General features: G+C 42.5%; 15 protein-coding genes. 5 read left to right on the top strand and 10 right to left on the bottom strand.

The features are described from left to right. Positions 1 to 67: 67 nt before the first annotated feature. Positions 68 to 613, bottom strand: a complete 546-nt coding sequence (locus tag J4N37_RS16940; protein WP_252042855.1) for a sugar O-acetyltransferase — start codon at positions 611 to 613, stop codon at positions 68 to 70. 284 nt (positions 614 to 897) lie between these two features. Here J4N37_RS16940 and J4N37_RS16935 point away from each other — a divergent pair, with 284 nt between their 5' ends. After that, positions 898 to 2,043 carry an AI-2E family transporter gene (locus tag J4N37_RS16935; protein ID WP_045385021.1) on the top strand — a complete coding sequence of 382 codons (1,146 nt, stop codon included), beginning with the start codon at positions 898 to 900 and terminating at the stop codon, positions 2,041 to 2,043. A gap of 153 nt (positions 2,044 to 2,196) precedes the next feature. After that, complete coding sequence (locus J4N37_RS16930) at positions 2,197 to 2,733, top strand: SEL1-like repeat protein (RefSeq protein ID WP_045385024.1); 537 nt, start codon at positions 2,197 to 2,199, stop codon at positions 2,731 to 2,733. Between the two features lie 120 nt (positions 2,734 to 2,853). Here J4N37_RS16930 and J4N37_RS16925 read toward each other — a convergent pair whose 3' ends face one another. From J4N37_RS16925 to J4N37_RS16890, 8 genes are all read right to left on the bottom strand, one after another. Then, positions 2,854 to 3,183, bottom strand: a complete 330-nt coding sequence (locus tag J4N37_RS16925) for a c-type cytochrome (RefSeq protein WP_010452086.1) — start codon at positions 3,181 to 3,183, stop codon at positions 2,854 to 2,856. A 2-nt stretch (positions 3,184 to 3,185) separates the two neighbouring features. Next, positions 3,186 to 3,662, bottom strand: a complete 477-nt coding sequence (locus J4N37_RS16920; RefSeq protein WP_045385027.1) for a TlpA family protein disulfide reductase — start codon at positions 3,660 to 3,662, stop codon at positions 3,186 to 3,188. After that, a complete protein-coding gene (locus tag J4N37_RS16915; RefSeq protein ID WP_010452081.1) occupies positions 3,655 to 4,224 on the bottom strand; it encodes an SCO family protein in 570 nt (189 codons plus the stop codon). The genes J4N37_RS16920 and J4N37_RS16915 overlap by 8 nt, the downstream gene beginning before the upstream one ends. Positions 4,225 to 4,235: 11 nt before the next feature. Next, complete coding sequence (locus tag J4N37_RS16910) at positions 4,236 to 5,330, bottom strand: YncE family protein (protein ID WP_010452079.1); 1,095 nt, start codon at positions 5,328 to 5,330, stop codon at positions 4,236 to 4,238. Between the two features lie 110 nt (positions 5,331 to 5,440). Beyond that, positions 5,441 to 7,099 carry an Lcl domain-containing protein gene (locus J4N37_RS16905; RefSeq protein ID WP_010452076.1) on the bottom strand — a complete coding sequence of 553 codons (1,659 nt, stop codon included), beginning with the start codon at positions 7,097 to 7,099 and terminating at the stop codon, positions 5,441 to 5,443. Next, on the bottom strand, positions 7,100 to 7,711 hold the full coding sequence (locus tag J4N37_RS16900) for a cytochrome c3 family protein (RefSeq protein ID WP_010452073.1): 612 nt from the start codon (positions 7,709 to 7,711) through the stop codon (positions 7,100 to 7,102). Positions 7,712 to 7,719: 8 nt separating this feature from the next. Continuing rightward, on the bottom strand, positions 7,720 to 8,190 hold the full coding sequence (locus J4N37_RS16895; RefSeq protein WP_252042853.1) for a copper chaperone PCu(A)C: 471 nt from the start codon (positions 8,188 to 8,190) through the stop codon (positions 7,720 to 7,722). A 24-nt stretch (positions 8,191 to 8,214) separates the two neighbouring features. Next, positions 8,215 to 9,213: a porin gene (locus J4N37_RS16890; protein WP_252042852.1), complete on the bottom strand. Its 999-nt coding sequence runs from the start codon at positions 9,211 to 9,213 to the stop codon at positions 8,215 to 8,217. A gap of 218 nt (positions 9,214 to 9,431) precedes the next feature. Between J4N37_RS16890 and J4N37_RS16885 the strand changes: the two genes are divergently transcribed. From J4N37_RS16885 to J4N37_RS16875, 3 genes are all read left to right on the top strand, one after another. After that, on the top strand, positions 9,432 to 10,334 hold the full coding sequence (locus J4N37_RS16885; RefSeq protein ID WP_038883930.1) for a LysR family transcriptional regulator: 903 nt from the start codon (positions 9,432 to 9,434) through the stop codon (positions 10,332 to 10,334). A 209-nt stretch (positions 10,335 to 10,543) separates the two neighbouring features. Beyond that, positions 10,544 to 11,917 carry a response regulator gene (locus J4N37_RS16880; RefSeq protein WP_252042851.1) on the top strand — a complete coding sequence of 458 codons (1,374 nt, stop codon included), beginning with the start codon at positions 10,544 to 10,546 and terminating at the stop codon, positions 11,915 to 11,917. Positions 11,918 to 12,290: 373 nt separating this feature from the next. Continuing rightward, a complete protein-coding gene (locus J4N37_RS16875) occupies positions 12,291 to 13,625 on the top strand; it encodes a sensor domain-containing diguanylate cyclase (protein WP_252042850.1) in 1,335 nt (444 codons plus the stop codon). Here J4N37_RS16875 and J4N37_RS16870 read toward each other — a convergent pair. Further along, positions 13,611 to 14,072 carry a DUF6795 domain-containing protein gene (locus J4N37_RS16870; protein ID WP_252042849.1) on the bottom strand — a complete coding sequence of 154 codons (462 nt, stop codon included), beginning with the start codon at positions 14,070 to 14,072 and terminating at the stop codon, positions 13,611 to 13,613. The genes J4N37_RS16875 and J4N37_RS16870 overlap by 15 nt on opposite strands. Positions 14,073 to 14,287: the final 215 nt, after the last annotated feature.

Below are 14,287 nucleotides of genomic sequence, written 5' to 3'. Positions count from 1 at the left end.
ATCGGTAGATACCCTATACAAACCGTTGAACTAGTCGGGTTTTCAATTCGTTAGAATGATAAGGTTATCAACCGTTTTTAATGGAGCGGGCAGGATTTCCGACGACGCGATCTCCGGCTGCAACATCTTTGGTTACCACGGAGCCAGCTCCTACAACAGCTTCTTCTCCGATGGTTACTCCTGGCATGATGATGGCACCGCCTCCAATCCATACTTTGTCTTTGATTGTCACTGGCTTGGCCGTTTCATCTCCAGCAAGGCGTTGCTCGGTTTCTAAAGCATGTGCAGCGGTATAGATTTGAACTCGTGGACCAATCATCACGTTCGCACCAATAGCGACCTTCCCATTATCTAATATGATCGCATCCCAGTTGATATAGCTATTTTTTCCAATGGTTAGGTGGCAGCCGTAGGTTAGTTGCAGTGGCGCTTGGATACATGCTCCTTCACCTAAGCTCACCCCCATACTAGTCAGTAGTGCATGACGTTTTTCTGCGTCTGATTCATGATTGAATTTGAAGATCAATGCAGAAGTACTATCACACATCATCTGAAGCTCTTTGTCCAAGCAGTTATACATCTCACCTGAACGCATACGATTAAGTTCTGACATGTTTGCCCTTAAAGCTAAATAGTGCAATTGCACACAAATATAAAGCTTTGAGAGCGTTAACTAAAATCCAAACAGAGAAAACCCGAATACCATCACCAAATTCAATTTATTCGGTACTTGACGCAACGAAACCGTGGAATATACGGGAGGGTGTACTAGGTTATATAGATGCGTACAAGCGTATTGGGCAGACTGGCTTCTGAGGTGTATTTAATATTCGTTCGAAGCTTTCTGTAATTAAAGCATCAAATGCTTCGGATTCGCTAGATGGGAGAAATCAAGCTTTGAGTAACTCAAATGAAAATCTAGAGAAAGTTCTCGCGAAAGCTCTTACTACTTCATTGATTAGGTTTTCAGTAACGACACTTATCGTTATTGTCTGTTGGTGGGCGTTCTTACCCTTTCTGCCTATCTTGCTTTGGGCTCTCGTACTGGCAATCGCACTCTACCCAATCAAATTATTGATAGAAAGAAAGTTCAGTTTGAGTTCTTCTCGATCTGCAACATTGATTGCCATTGTCGGAGTGTTGATCCTCGGTACACCAACAGCAATGGTTGGTAACTCGTTTGCTTCTAAGACGCTTGGTGCCCTTGAGTCGTATCGAGATGGTACTCTGGTTGTCTCCAAACCAGCAGACAGTGTGAAAAGCTGGCCGTTGGTCGGTGAGAAAGTTCATGCGGTTTGGTATGAAGCCGCAGATGATTTGCCAACTTTTATTGAGAAGCGTCAGCCACAAATTAAGACCTTCTTTAGCGGGTTTGTGGATAGTGCGACAGGCGCAGCGAAAAGCATGTTTATGTTGATTGGTGCGATTATTATCGCAGGTATTATGTTGGCCTGGGCACAACCTGCAGCAAAATCGATACGTAAGATTTTCATTAGTTTTACTGATGAAGTCAGAGGACCAGAATTGCATGAGCTCACTACGGCAACAATCAGGCAAGTTGCAGTGGGTATTATTGGTATCGCTTTCTTAACAGCAATGGCATTTGGTGCCGTTGTTGCATTATCAGGCGTACCTGTTGCGGCCTTGTTTACGCTTATCGCATTAGTCTTCGCTATCGTTCAGCTTCCGGTCACCATCATTGCTTTAGTCGCAGTTGGCTTATTGTGGGCGGGGGATAGTGGCACGGTTCATAACGTCATCTTTACCATCTTACTGATCGCCGCTAGTTTAATTGATAACTTCTTAAAGCCATTGATACTGGGTCGTGGTTTAGATGTCCCCATGCCGATTGTTCTAATTGGTGCAGTTGGCGGCATGATGTCTGGTGGTATTCTGGGCATGTTCATCGGTGCGGCATTCTTAGCGGCTGGCTATCAAGTGTTTATGAAGTGGGTAGACACGGAGACTCAAGATGTTGCTGAAGTCATTGAAAATACAAGCGTTAGAGAAGAGAAAAAAGAAGCAGCAGAGCCCAAAAACTAAGTTCATATCAAATTGGAAGCTAGGTAGCGGGACAGTACAAGCGAATGTGAAGTGAGCTTGAAAATATCTTGCTATACGCCGATTTAAGTTTCACTCAATGAGCTCGATGATCCATATTCTACTATCATACTTTTAAAGTTGGACGGTAAGAATATGAAAAGTCTACCTCTAATATTACTCTGCATTGCCGTCAGTGCGTGCGCTGAGTATAAAAAGGGCGCACCCGCGTCATCAAGCGGTAATGCGCTTAAGACTCAATTGGCCGCCTCCACTCATGAGCTATATGCAGAGGCTAATGAGCTTTATGAACAAGGTCGGATTTCAGATGCAGTTACTAAGCTAGAAGCCGCTGTTGAAAGAGGGGACGAGTATTGCCGAGAGCTTTTAGGACTTATTTTACTGCGAGAGCCCTCAGTTCAAAATATAGCTCGTGGATTCTCTTTGATGTCGGCAGCGGCTCAAGGTGGCCTTGCTAGCGCTCAGTTTTATTTGGGGTCATGCCTATATGACGATGGCTGCTACTTACCCGAAAACAAAACACTATCCGCGTACTATCTTTCACAAGCTTTTGAAAATGGGGAGGTGGGTGCAGAGATGTTGTTAGGTTTTTTGGAAGATGAACTTGGAGAGGTAAAACTCAGCCCAAAGGAATTTGAAAGTATGTTAGGGCAATACAAAAACAATCTCTAAGCACAGCGTAGCGTAACTTGTTGTGAATGGAGTAAGTACTTAAAAAGTTCAGAAGAGGTTGAAGAGTATGAGTTCCAAAAGACGGTCTCGTTATGGACCGTCTTTTTTGGGTATCAGTCCCTAAGGGTTTCCAATTGCGCTCAGGTATTTAGCCATAAGGCGAATCTCTTCATCCGTGTAGTGTTCCATTGCTATCTCCATGGTCATGAACAAGCCGTTTTTACGTTTTTTCGTCTTGTAATCTTTCATTTGATTGAAGAGGTAAAGTTCGTTTTGCCCACCGATTTTAGGGTACATAGGCATCACGGGCTCATTTCCGGTCTCACCATGGCATGTGGCGCAACCACCTTTCCCAGGGGCGATGTAAAGCGCTTTGCCTTTATCACTTTCAGTGCTGGCAAAAGCAGAAAAGCTGATGGAGACAATAAGTAAAATAAGCATGCGTTTCATGATTACAGCTCCTCTCTTAAGCAAGTTAGCCAGTCTTGAATCACTTCGGGTGATTGCTTGATATACCCAGAATAACGAAACTTGGTTTCACCATTAATCACTACCAATGTGGCTGGTAATCCTTGAAAACCGAGCGCGTGAATTGCTCCCATATCTGGTTCAATGGTTTTCGGTAAGTGATGAACACCCAATTTAGAAAAACGCTCTTCGATGGCCGGAAGATTATCCCCAATGTGTACTGTTTCAATACTAAAATTTTCGTTATTCGCTATGCTGTCGAGCGCAGGCAACTCCTTTAAACAAGGAGGGCACCAAACCGCCCATAGATTGACCAAGCTTACTGGGCTTTTTAACTCGGTAAGCTGATAAGTCGCGTTTTCTAGTGTAAACCCATCTGGGGTGGTGCATTCTTTTGCTGTTATCGAGAAGCTCAAGCATAACGTTACGCTAACCAGTGCAAGTGAGGTCCATTTATTCATTGATATACCTCTTCAAACTTTGACCGATTTTTACACCACCTTCGCCATAACCAAATACATCGATAAGCTCTCTGTCTGGTCCGTAAAGGTAGATGTAGGCAGAGTGGTAAACTTCATATTGTTTTGGGAGAGGGGGATAAATCGGCTTGCCTTCAAGAGAGTAGCCATAGGTTGCTTTCATACTCTTTGCTATTGCTTTGATCTGATCTTGAGTTCCGGTTAATCCAACCATTTTGGGATCAAAGTACTTTACATACATGTCCAAGTTTTCAACGGTATCGCGGTTAGGATCAACAGAGATAAAGATTGGCGTAACCTTATCGGCCTCCTCTTTTAACGAATTCACCGCGGTCGCTAAATCGATAACAGTGGTGGGGCAAATGTCTGGGCAACTGGTGTAACCTATACCCATTAATAGGAATTTCCCGTGCCAATTTTTCTCGGTCACAGTACCTAAGGTATTCTCTTGCAGTTCAAACTTTAAAGGTTTAGCCGCGGCGCTAAAACTCAGCAAGCATGCCGCTAGAAAAGCATAGATAGTATAGGAAGTTTGTCGTCTCATTGTTCGTTCCTTTAGTGACATACAGTATTTGTAATGCCCATTGCTAGCAGGTGGGGCTTGGCGAGCTTGGTGTCGATCTCTTTCAACACCTTTTTGGTGCGGATGTCGTACACGAACAGTTTTGAAGAGCCTTCTTGCGTTGCAAACAGCGTCTTTGAGTCTGAAACCACAACTACTTCTCGCAAGTCATTTTTTAACGAGACTGATTGAACTGGTGTATTGGTCGAAAGCTCAAAAATGTCCAGAGCTCCCTTTGATTCAATGATGCCCATTGTCTCTATCCAACCAGTACGAATAGACTTTGGAGCCCCAGTAAGCTTGAGTTCTTTGACAACTTCACCTCCCCAAGATTCGATAACTTGCGCTTGACCACTTTCACTGGCAAGAACAATATATTCAGAATCTGAACTCACGTAGGGACGCCAAGGTTGTGAGTCGAAATGGAAGGTGTTGAATTCCATTTCCATAGAGAGATCCCAAACAACCACGGAATTATCTTTATATTGGGAGGTAAGTGCTAAGCGTGCGTCTGGTGACAAAGTCAGTTCAGATACGTTACCTTCGCCGACATTGATATAGCTTCTTTGACCATCGTGATTACGATAAATAAGTGTTTTTCCTGACTTGCTTTCTGAAACATACAAGTTGTAGCCGCCGTTATCAAAGTTCATGCTAAACGGCGATTTGATGTCGGTAATCGTGGCGATGTATTCACGTTTTAGCGGTTTAATAATGTCTATGCGATCCTTCATTGCCACTGCCAGTTGGGCTTCATCAGCATGAAAGGTAATTTCTGTAGGAACACTTTCCATCTCCATCTGCCAGTGTGTTTTTTTAACTAAGTCGTAGACGAAGACGGTTGGTGTTTGTCCGTCGATGTAGACGAGAACGTCTTGTACGTCTGACACTTCAAGATGAATCGGTTTTGCCTTGAGTTCGATCTGGTCTGTGTAGGAAAACGTAAAGGTGTCAATAACGGCGACGTTTTTTGAGTCATCGTCAGAAATGAATGCCCAACGAGCACCATCATCATATCGACCTTCGATATCGGCGTACGCAGAAAAGGTAAGCAAAGAGGTAAGTAGGGGAATTAAAATCTTGTTCATAGTAACCTCGAACAATAGAAAGCATCATCGCAATCGAGCCATAAATGATTTTTGGGGCGACATTCTTGGTGTGGAAGTAAAGAAGCCCTCAAGAGGGCTTCATTGAAAAACTAAGGGTTGCGAACACAGCGAGTATAGAACTCGGAGTCTTTTGACATACCGAAGCCTTGTCCTGTCAAATAGCCATGCGCCCAACCTTCGTTATCACCCGTAAATCTCAAATCCAATTGCTCAGGCGTTTGGTTTTTCTTACGAGCCGATAACGGTCTTACGTGAAGCGTAGGGCCGGCAACATCAGAGGTACTGGTCCAGAAGAATGACTTCACTGGTGTGTTCGGGAAAAACTCTTCATCAATAGCTGGAGAAACTTTGTTGTAGTTTACAATTGAGTTCATCTCCTTGATATCTGGAGTGCGCCAGTCATCATAGCCAGCATATTCTAAGTCTTGGCAGTACTTCAGAGAGTCATCGAACTTGCGTTTCACATAATCAATGTTTTGCTGCCACATTCGATTGGTCACTTTTTCTGTGACTGTACCGTCACCGTTATCCACGTATTGCATGTTGTGGTATGCGGCGTCGTTATCCGCGCGAACACAGCGAACTAGCTTGGTTGAAGCGGTATGTTGACCCATGATATGAGCATCAGGGAAGCCTACGTGCCAAACGTGATCGTGACGGTCAGAAACAGGGAACGTCCAAATACCAGAGTTTTGACGAGGCATGTTCAAGAACACATCGGTATTAATAGCCGGACGGAACTCACCCATGTCAGCTATGGAGAATAGCTCTTTCATTAACGGGAAGCGCCAATCTGTGTAACCATCGATTTCTAGGTTTGCGCAGTATTCTTTACCTTCCACGGCCGTCATCCAGATTCGGGAGGAATCACGTTCCCACATCAGCTGGGTATTGTTGTCGAGAACGACTTTCCCTGATTCAGAGATAGTGTAACTAGGCTCATTACCTTGATAGTCAGAATCTTCGCCAAAGGTGTCAGTAAAGTTCTGAATTTGACCTGTTTCTGGCAACTTGAAACCTTTAGGTGCAGGCATTCCGATGCCAGTAATAAACTCTTCCTTTTCAATCGGCTTGACGCGTTGACCAGAAACATAAGCCGCAACATCACGGTAGTCTTGGTCTGACAACATCTTAGCGTAAGGCATCATGATGCCTGCTAATGCACCGTTTGTACGTTTGCCGTCGCGGTAGGCAATCATCTGTTCATAGATGTACGTTGGCATTTGGCCTTTCAATGGCGGGAAGTTTTTCTGAGTTGATGCGCCTTGTTCTCCATGACAGGCTTTACAGGTTCTGTCGTAAGTTTCTTTTCCGCGTTTAAACTCTTCACTTTCCAGTACATCCGGCATTGGGTTGTACTTCATTTTTTGTGCACCAAGCAGGATTGCAGTCGATGCCATATCACGAGGCGGGTTAGCGTAAACGATCTCTTTCATTTGAGAAGAGATACCTGCGTGGCGCTCATTATCCATAGAGAACCATTGGTCTAAGAACCATTGCGGATCAAAGCCTTCAAGCTTAGGGCTCAGCGTTTCAGGCACTTCCTCTTTTGCTGGTCGGTGGCAACCGAGGTAACAACCAAACACGATACGTTTTGCTGCTTTTAGGTCCTTAGGTGATTTCTTTAAATCTTCAAAAGTTCGATTAATGGTGTAATCACCGTATCCATTATCGATGTCTTCTGCTGCTAAAGTGCTACCAGCCAATGCTAAGCTGATGGCAAGTGTCAATGCGGATGAATGTTTCATTTATAAGCCCTCAGTTGCCGCCAAATTACGAATTCGTTCTTCATCACGTAAACGCATCTCACGCTTTAAGTTAGGGTGGGCGATATCGTAGTGGCAGCTCGAACACTTCCAAGATGGATCGTTAGCTTTGTTGTTAAATGCAAGGTTATGAGAAAAGTCCGATGCAGGTGAGTTTTCGTCCGCACCTTGAGCGCGCTCTTCCAAGCCTCGGTGGCAATTGATACAGCCTGAGTCATAAACATACTCACCACGTTTAGGGTGAAGTTCTTCATAATCAAGCGATTCCATACCCAGCACAAATTCTCCCCATAGGTGGCGAGTGCCGGATGTTCCTTTTACCCAAAGCTCTTCGACAATATTCGATTTCGGCAGGTGACAATCGATACAATCTGCGACAAAACCATGTTGGTTATTACCGCCATGTATCGATTGAGAAAACGTTTCAGCCATTGGTTTCATCGTATGGCATGACGCACAAAATTCATTGGTACTGAATACATGCAAAACTTCGGTCGCAGGGAGTGCAGAGATCAAACCAATACCGATGCCGACTGCGACAATGGCAAGTTTAACCGAGCGTTTCACTTGTTTAATTTGCTCAATAATTTTCATCATCTCACCTACATTCTATGCTTCGGGGGAAAGTCAGAAGATTTAAGAACGTTCGCTTCACATTGTTGGTCTGAAAGGTAGGTCAGCCATAAGTTGACCGTGTACTTTTCACCGGCGAGTGGGCGTTTCTTAAGGTCCATTAACATAAAGTGCGTTCCACCGCGTTCTAGTTTGGTCACAGTGTTCTTTTTGAGGAACAGTTTCGGAAAACGCTGCATCTTCATCACGCCATCTTTCATAATGGTGTTGTGCATTTGAACCTCATTGGTAAGCTCCGGTATTTCCGCTCCTAGAATGGCTTCCGGAGAAGGGAGTCTCAGTGCTTTTACTTCCTCGTCTTCAGTAAAGGTCGCATTAAAAAACAGTCCGGTTTTGTTGACGCCTGGAGCGGGTTCAACGATGACACAGTCGGTAATAGAGACACCTGCATAGGCTTGAGCTGCGCAGAGTAAGCTCAACGTTGTGAATAGCTTTTTCATCTGTTAGATCCTTAGCACAAGGCGTTAAAACTTGAAGTGGAGGCCGATGTTAATGTTGTCATTTCGGTTTTCACCGTTGTTGTTCGCCGGGTCATTGGTTGCTGAATCTTCAGCGTACTCAGCGACTTCAATATAGGTAGAGAACTGTTGACTAAAGGCATAGTTGAGACTTGCTAGGTAAAGCGTTTGGCTATCTTTATCGGAATCATCGAACGCTTTGTGTTGAGCTCCCAGCTTAAAGGTCAGCTTATCTAGAGAGTATTTGCCTGAGATACCATATACCGCGCTGTCGCCTTGGGGATCGTCGTAATTCAGCTCAATGAGGCCACCAAGGTAGAAGTTATCCCAAGTGTAAGAAGACGACAGAGCGTAACGAACGTAGTCATCGTCTTGATGCCCTGGCATTTGTTTCTCGTCGACTTGGGCACGATTCAGTACCAGATCAAAGTTATCGGTCACATACAGTAAGCGCAGACCAAGAATATCAATGTCTTCTCCATTGCTATTGTCAGGGCTTATGACCGCGAGTTTTGCGTATACACCGTTCCATTTTGGTGTCATATAGGCAAGTTGATTGTCGCCAGATTTTGCTTGGCGAAATAAAGCCGCATTACTTGAACGATGCATATTATTGCTCTCAAAAATGTCGACGCGAGAGTAGAGATCTTTATAGGTGCCAGTGGTCCCGTTGCCGAAGTAGATGCCGCCGAAATCTTTGGTTACTAGAATTAAGTTTGCTTCGCTAACGCGGGTATCGAAGTCTTGCTCCTCTGTAACCTTTTGAGTTAAATCTTCAGAATACTCAGCTTCTAGGTTATAGATAACACGCAATAGACCAGCATCATGTTTGCCTTTGATGCCTGCATTAGCGCGATGAATTTCTGACTGATAATCTTGTCCCGCTTCCCAGCGTACTTGCCCTAAAATGTCGCCATAAAAGTTGGGTGCTTCAAAGGTTGTTGCCGCGACAGGCGTTGTACACAAAGCGAGTGTGGAAAATAGTAAAGGATGTTTTAACTGCATGAATAGACCTACTCTAAGGTGGTAGTTATGAAAAGTTGTGTCGAATTATATAGAGTTGTTCTTTTGGCAATACGCGAGTAGGAAATAGCAGTAATTCAGAAACTGAATAGCAGAGGTGAGATCAAATAAAGGGGTGATATTTTTTTACTTACAGTGATGAAGGGAGAAAATTTACATAATAGTCAGTAATATCTTAGAGACACGATTAGGAGCTAAACATGGATATCGAAGCCGTTAAAATGTTCTCTGTTTTGGCGAAAAAACTAAACTACACCGAAACTGCAAAAGCACTCGATGTAAGCCAACCGACATTAAGCAGAAAAATTAAAGCATTGGAAGAAAGCCTAAATGTTACTTTGGTTCATAGGAGAGGGAGCAGTATTAGCCTTACGCCACAAGGCGAAACGTTTTTGGAGTCGGCTGGCCAAATTCTAGATCTTATCGACCACACTGTAGAAAAGCTTCATGTTGAGCGTAAAGGTATTAGTGGCCTACTGCGTATAGGTTGTTTACACCCGATGGCGAGGTTTTTAACAAAGAGCTTCTTACCGGATTTCCATGAAAAGTATCCGAATATCCACATTCACTTTCATACATTGACGCCAAATACTTTGAGCTTATTTGAAGATGTAGATTTGATGATTGCCCCGTTTTTACCGAACGATGAGTCAGTCGTCTGCAGAAAAGCGTCTCGATTTACACGATGCTGCTACGCTTCCCCAAAATACGTTCAAAAACGTGGCGAACCTAAATATGTTCATGATTTAGAGCTGCACCAATGTATTACTCACACCAACACACCGAGCCAAGAAAGATATTGGAATCTGACGAATGAGAACGGAGACAAGCGTCAGATTGAAGTGACTGGTGACATGACGACAAACTCAATAGACATCGCGATTAATTTGGCTCAAGAGGGGTTTGGTATTGGTTTAATTCCTGATAACCAGGTACGTGAACAAGTGCGTTGCGGCGAGCTGATAAAGCTATTCAATGGTGAATGGTTTGAGGAGGGGACACTCTATATTTTGTACAAACAGAGCATACATACGCCGAAACGCTTTAAGGTGTTTATTGAAGAGTTTGAAGCATTTCATGAACAATGGGGATTACAAAACTGATTTCTCGGGATTTTCAGTGCAAGTGTCGAGAGTATAATCAATCCTTGGAACCAATCGCACAAACTTGAGCCTAGAAAAGTAACTGACAATTTATAAACGATAATATTGATCCTTACTGCCAGTATAGGATTAAACATTCGTGATTTTAATGTGTTACAAGGCACAAATCCGCAACGAGCCTGGCCAATTTAATAAGGAAGATGGCTGGTATGCTTAAGTTGAGAGATGCAAATGTACTGCTTATTAAAGAGTTCGCAAATAAAAATATCAGTATATCGAGTCTCTTACTCTCCCTAGGAATTCGTCAGCATAAAATAGTGCACTTGAACTCACCGACAGAAGCGCTTAATCGGAGTTTCCACCAGCAGTTTGATATCTTGATATGTGATCAGAGCTTTCGAAACGGCCAGGTAAAATCTCAGGACTTAATTTATGAGCTAAAGAAGGCTAACGCCGTAGATGAGCGTTCTACTATTGTCATGGATTGTAAAAGAGGGTTCGTCCGCGATAGATCTTATTATTTGGCTGATGTCCACATTACTCCAGACGATAACCAACAAGATATCAGCGACCTCATCCGTAAGGTGTTCAAGAAAAAAAATAAAGTCTGGCCTTTATTACAAACCGAAAACCTAGATAGCCACAATGATATTGAAAAGCGCTATCAGTTTTTTGAACGCCATTATATCGACTATCAGCATGACTTGCGGCTCAATCGAGCAAATCATCATCTACTAAATCGAGAGCTCAAGCAGGCGTCTGAGCTCTATGGCGTTCTAATCAAAGAGGGTGGTAAACGTGACTCTTCTGTTGAAATTAGTTTATTTCTCAATACATTGGTTTTAAATGGCCAAACGGAAGAAGCGCTCGAACTGTATGAAAAGTTTGACTCAACTCGATTTCAACTAGGCCAACCTTTTGAGGAAATTGGTAGCCTATTGTTACTAAAAAGTGGCCATGTCAAACAAGCTTATCAGCTGGCTGCTCGATCTGGCCTCCAGTGGGGACTAAGTCGAGTACAGCATCAAATACTGGCATTGTTCGCCATTGGTTTAGGAAAATATGAAGATGCGCTTGTTCACTTTTCTTCAGACCTAAATGCAGCAAAACAAATCAATCAAAATGTTGTTCATAGCACCCTGAATTATTTGTTTGCGTTACTTATGGTGTGGATGAGAAGTGAAGAAGGGCGAATATTATATGAAAAGAAGTTTGCTCGGGTTCTTAATGAAGTATCCCGTTTAAAAATGAATGAGAGTGAAACTCTGCATTTCACTCTCATTCAACTTCATGCTGACTTTCTTAAGGGGGAGCGCCAAAATGCTGAAGCATCGCTGGATGCTTTTGTACGTAAGTTGGACAAAGCCAACGATATAGGAAAAATTCACGCGTTGTTCTTGTCTACAGGTTTATCTGACCGAGAAAATCTAGCGCAAATCTTTGACCATATTAAACATAATGACAGCGTATTCATGTTTGATCCTCTGCCCTCATTATGCGCAGCATTAGTTAAACACATCGACTTTCAAGAGTTTGCTAAAGAAATGAAGCGTTTCCATAGAACAGAGCTCTCTGAATCATGAGTAGATTTAAAAATAGAAATCGCTTGTTTTCTAAGCAAGTAGGCGGGTTGTTTTTTGCCGTGACGATTAAATTTGTTAATTAACAAATTCGATCGTATCGATCAATCTGTTCGATCGATAGAAGTTAACGATTATGAGATAAAAAATATTTGCCGTAACGATACCTTTTGATCATCGACTCATATTCATTTAGGCGTATAATTCGCATTCCTTTTGCCTATCGAATGTAAGTGCTTTATTTGGAAAGGCATTAATATATACCTAAGTCATTTTCGCTGAACTAAGCGTCTAGAAATTACTTGGGTATCAAGCTAAACGGATTTTAAGACATAAATTAAGGATATGGAGAACCAGCTGGATTAGGATAGTTGAAATGAGTAGAACCTTTAAAGTGGTATTGATGTTCTTGTTAATAATATTTACCGAACTGCTTGCTACAAAACTCAGCGCTATCAACAACCAAAATGAAACCGAAAAAGTGATTAACGCTATCAACAAAGAGATGAAAGTTATTTTTAATGATGCGTTGATTACCGCTGAGGTTGTGAGAGAAATGGTTATCCTTTCAGATGATGACTCAATATCTCAAGAAGCATTTAATAAACTAAGCCGAACATTGCTCCTTACTTATCGAAATGTTGATGCGTTGCTTTACTTACCAAAAGGTATTGTCGCATTGGTATATCCTTATGAGTCGCAAAAACTGGCCATCGGCCATAACGTTTTAAAAGACCAAAATAGAAAGGTTGGCGCTGCTCAATCGATTGACTGCAAGAAAAATACAATTATTGGGCCGGTAAAACTTGTCCAAAATGGTAAACAAGCATTTATTCTACGTAAGGGAATTTCAAATGAAGCGGGGTTTATTGGATTCTCTTCATCTGTTATCTACTTAGAATCCATATTAGCTTCACTAGAAGAGATACTGAGCGCCAACAACATCAAGAACTACTCAGTAGTTGGATACGATCCTGATAGCTCAAATTATTACGATAAAGTGATCAGTTCAAAAGGACAGAACGATGGTAACGCTTATACGGGAATAGTGAATATCTTCAATACTAATTGGCAGCTCTCCATAACATCCAACGATACTGGTATCACGCCAAGGTTAGTTATCTTTTTGACATTGTTTTCGGTACTGCTCGTCATCACGACATCTGTTAAATACTTTAATAAGTATCGCCATTCAGAAAAGCAACGTAGTGATTTACAAAATGAAGCCCAAACAGATTACCTGACGGGGTTGCTTAACCGACGAGGACTTGAAAGTAAGTTCGAAGCATTAAAAGCAGAAAATCCTGCTGGCGCAATTGCTGTACTTGATATCGATTTCTTTAAGCGTATTAACGATTCCCATGGTCATGAGGTTGGAGACCAGGTACTGGCGCATTTTTCCAAATTATGTAGCGCTAACATAAGCTCTGATTATTCTTTGGCACGCACGGGAGGCGAGGAGTTTATACTTTTAATGCCACATGTTGACGAGGAGCAAGCAATACTGTGCTGTGAGAGAATTCGACAAGAGGTCGCGCAAACATCTGTAGTTATCCATGAGTTAAATATTGATATTACAGTGAGCATTGGTATCACAAGCTTTAGTGGTTTTGACACTGTGCAAGGTGCACTCGCTGATGCAGACCGCGCTCTATATCAAGCAAAGAATTTAGGACGAGATCGAGTGCATTGTTTCCTAACTATCATATAAGTCTGAATCCATGTAGCCGCGCAGTTCGCACTGGCTATTGACGTAATAATCATCGTTTCCATTTTCATCAATAGAGAATGCAAAATACTTGAGTGGGTTCGTGATATCGCAAGCCAGACTTTTCATGTTTTGTATCAGATAGTCTTCTAAATCAAACCCGTCGTAGGAGCCTTCCCAAATGACCGCTCTGTTCTCAGAGTTGAGTTCCGCAGACACAACTATCGTTACATAGTGCTCAACCAGTGGTATGTTCAATAGAGGTGTTTTTTCTGAAACTGGGGCAAAACTAAACTGACCATCATGGTTAGTGAGCGTAGTAAAATCCAAGCATTTGTTATAAGCGCTTAACCCAATATTGAGAAAGACACATACATCGCCAATAGGTTCACCGTTATTCGTTAATCTACCATTAATTTGTGGCGAGTATTTTTGTTCACCTTTTTTCATCAGCGACCTTTTGAAAGTTTATAGAAGCGCGAACAGGTTAACTTCATACCAATAACTATTGAATCATCCGCCAAATCTTAGCGGATATAATACTGCCACCGTGTGTTGATTATTCGGTGGTGTGTCTTTGTTTCGATCGGAAAGGTGTATATTGTGTAATCTTCAAGCTTGAAAGTTACATTACGAAAATCTGTGACATACCGTTAGAGGGTGTT

Source organism: Vibrio sp. SCSIO 43153 (assembly GCF_023716625.1).
GTDB lineage: Bacteria > Pseudomonadota > Gammaproteobacteria > Enterobacterales > Vibrionaceae > Vibrio > Vibrio rotiferianus.
This window is presented reverse-complemented; position numbering and strand designations above follow the sequence as displayed.

Bases quoted from the DNA above. Each gene is read 5' to 3' on its own strand.
- J4N37_RS16880 (WP_252042851.1), top strand. From the start codon at position 10,544: ATGCTTAAGTTGAGAGATGCAAATGTACTGCTTATTAAAGAGTTCGCA.
- J4N37_RS16910 (WP_010452079.1), bottom strand. From the start codon at position 5,330: ATGAACAAGATTTTAATTCCCCTACTTACCTCTTTGCTTACCTTTTCT.
- J4N37_RS16890 (WP_252042852.1), bottom strand. From the start codon at position 9,213: ATGCAGTTAAAACATCCTTTACTATTTTCCACACTCGCTTTGTGTACA.
- J4N37_RS16940 (WP_252042855.1), bottom strand. From the start codon at position 613: ATGTCAGAACTTAATCGTATGCGTTCAGGTGAGATGTATAACTGCTTG.
- J4N37_RS16915 (WP_010452081.1), bottom strand. From the start codon at position 4,224: ATGAGACGACAAACTTCCTATACTATCTATGCTTTTCTAGCGGCATGC.
- J4N37_RS16925 (WP_010452086.1), bottom strand. From the start codon at position 3,183: ATGAAACGCATGCTTATTTTACTTATTGTCTCCATCAGCTTTTCTGCT.
- J4N37_RS16895 (WP_252042853.1), bottom strand. From the start codon at position 8,190: ATGAAAAAGCTATTCACAACGTTGAGCTTACTCTGCGCAGCTCAAGCC.
- J4N37_RS16930 (WP_045385024.1), top strand. From the start codon at position 2,197: ATGAAAAGTCTACCTCTAATATTACTCTGCATTGCCGTCAGTGCGTGC.
- J4N37_RS16885 (WP_038883930.1), top strand. From the start codon at position 9,432: ATGGATATCGAAGCCGTTAAAATGTTCTCTGTTTTGGCGAAAAAACTA.
- J4N37_RS16900 (WP_010452073.1), bottom strand. From the start codon at position 7,711: ATGAAAATTATTGAGCAAATTAAACAAGTGAAACGCTCGGTTAAACTT.
- J4N37_RS16870 (WP_252042849.1), bottom strand. From the start codon at position 14,072: ATGAAAAAAGGTGAACAAAAATACTCGCCACAAATTAATGGTAGATTA.
- J4N37_RS16905 (WP_010452076.1), bottom strand. From the start codon at position 7,099: ATGAAACATTCATCCGCATTGACACTTGCCATCAGCTTAGCATTGGCT.
- J4N37_RS16875 (WP_252042850.1), top strand. From the start codon at position 12,291: ATGAGTAGAACCTTTAAAGTGGTATTGATGTTCTTGTTAATAATATTT.
- J4N37_RS16920 (WP_045385027.1), bottom strand. From the start codon at position 3,662: ATGAATAAATGGACCTCACTTGCACTGGTTAGCGTAACGTTATGCTTG.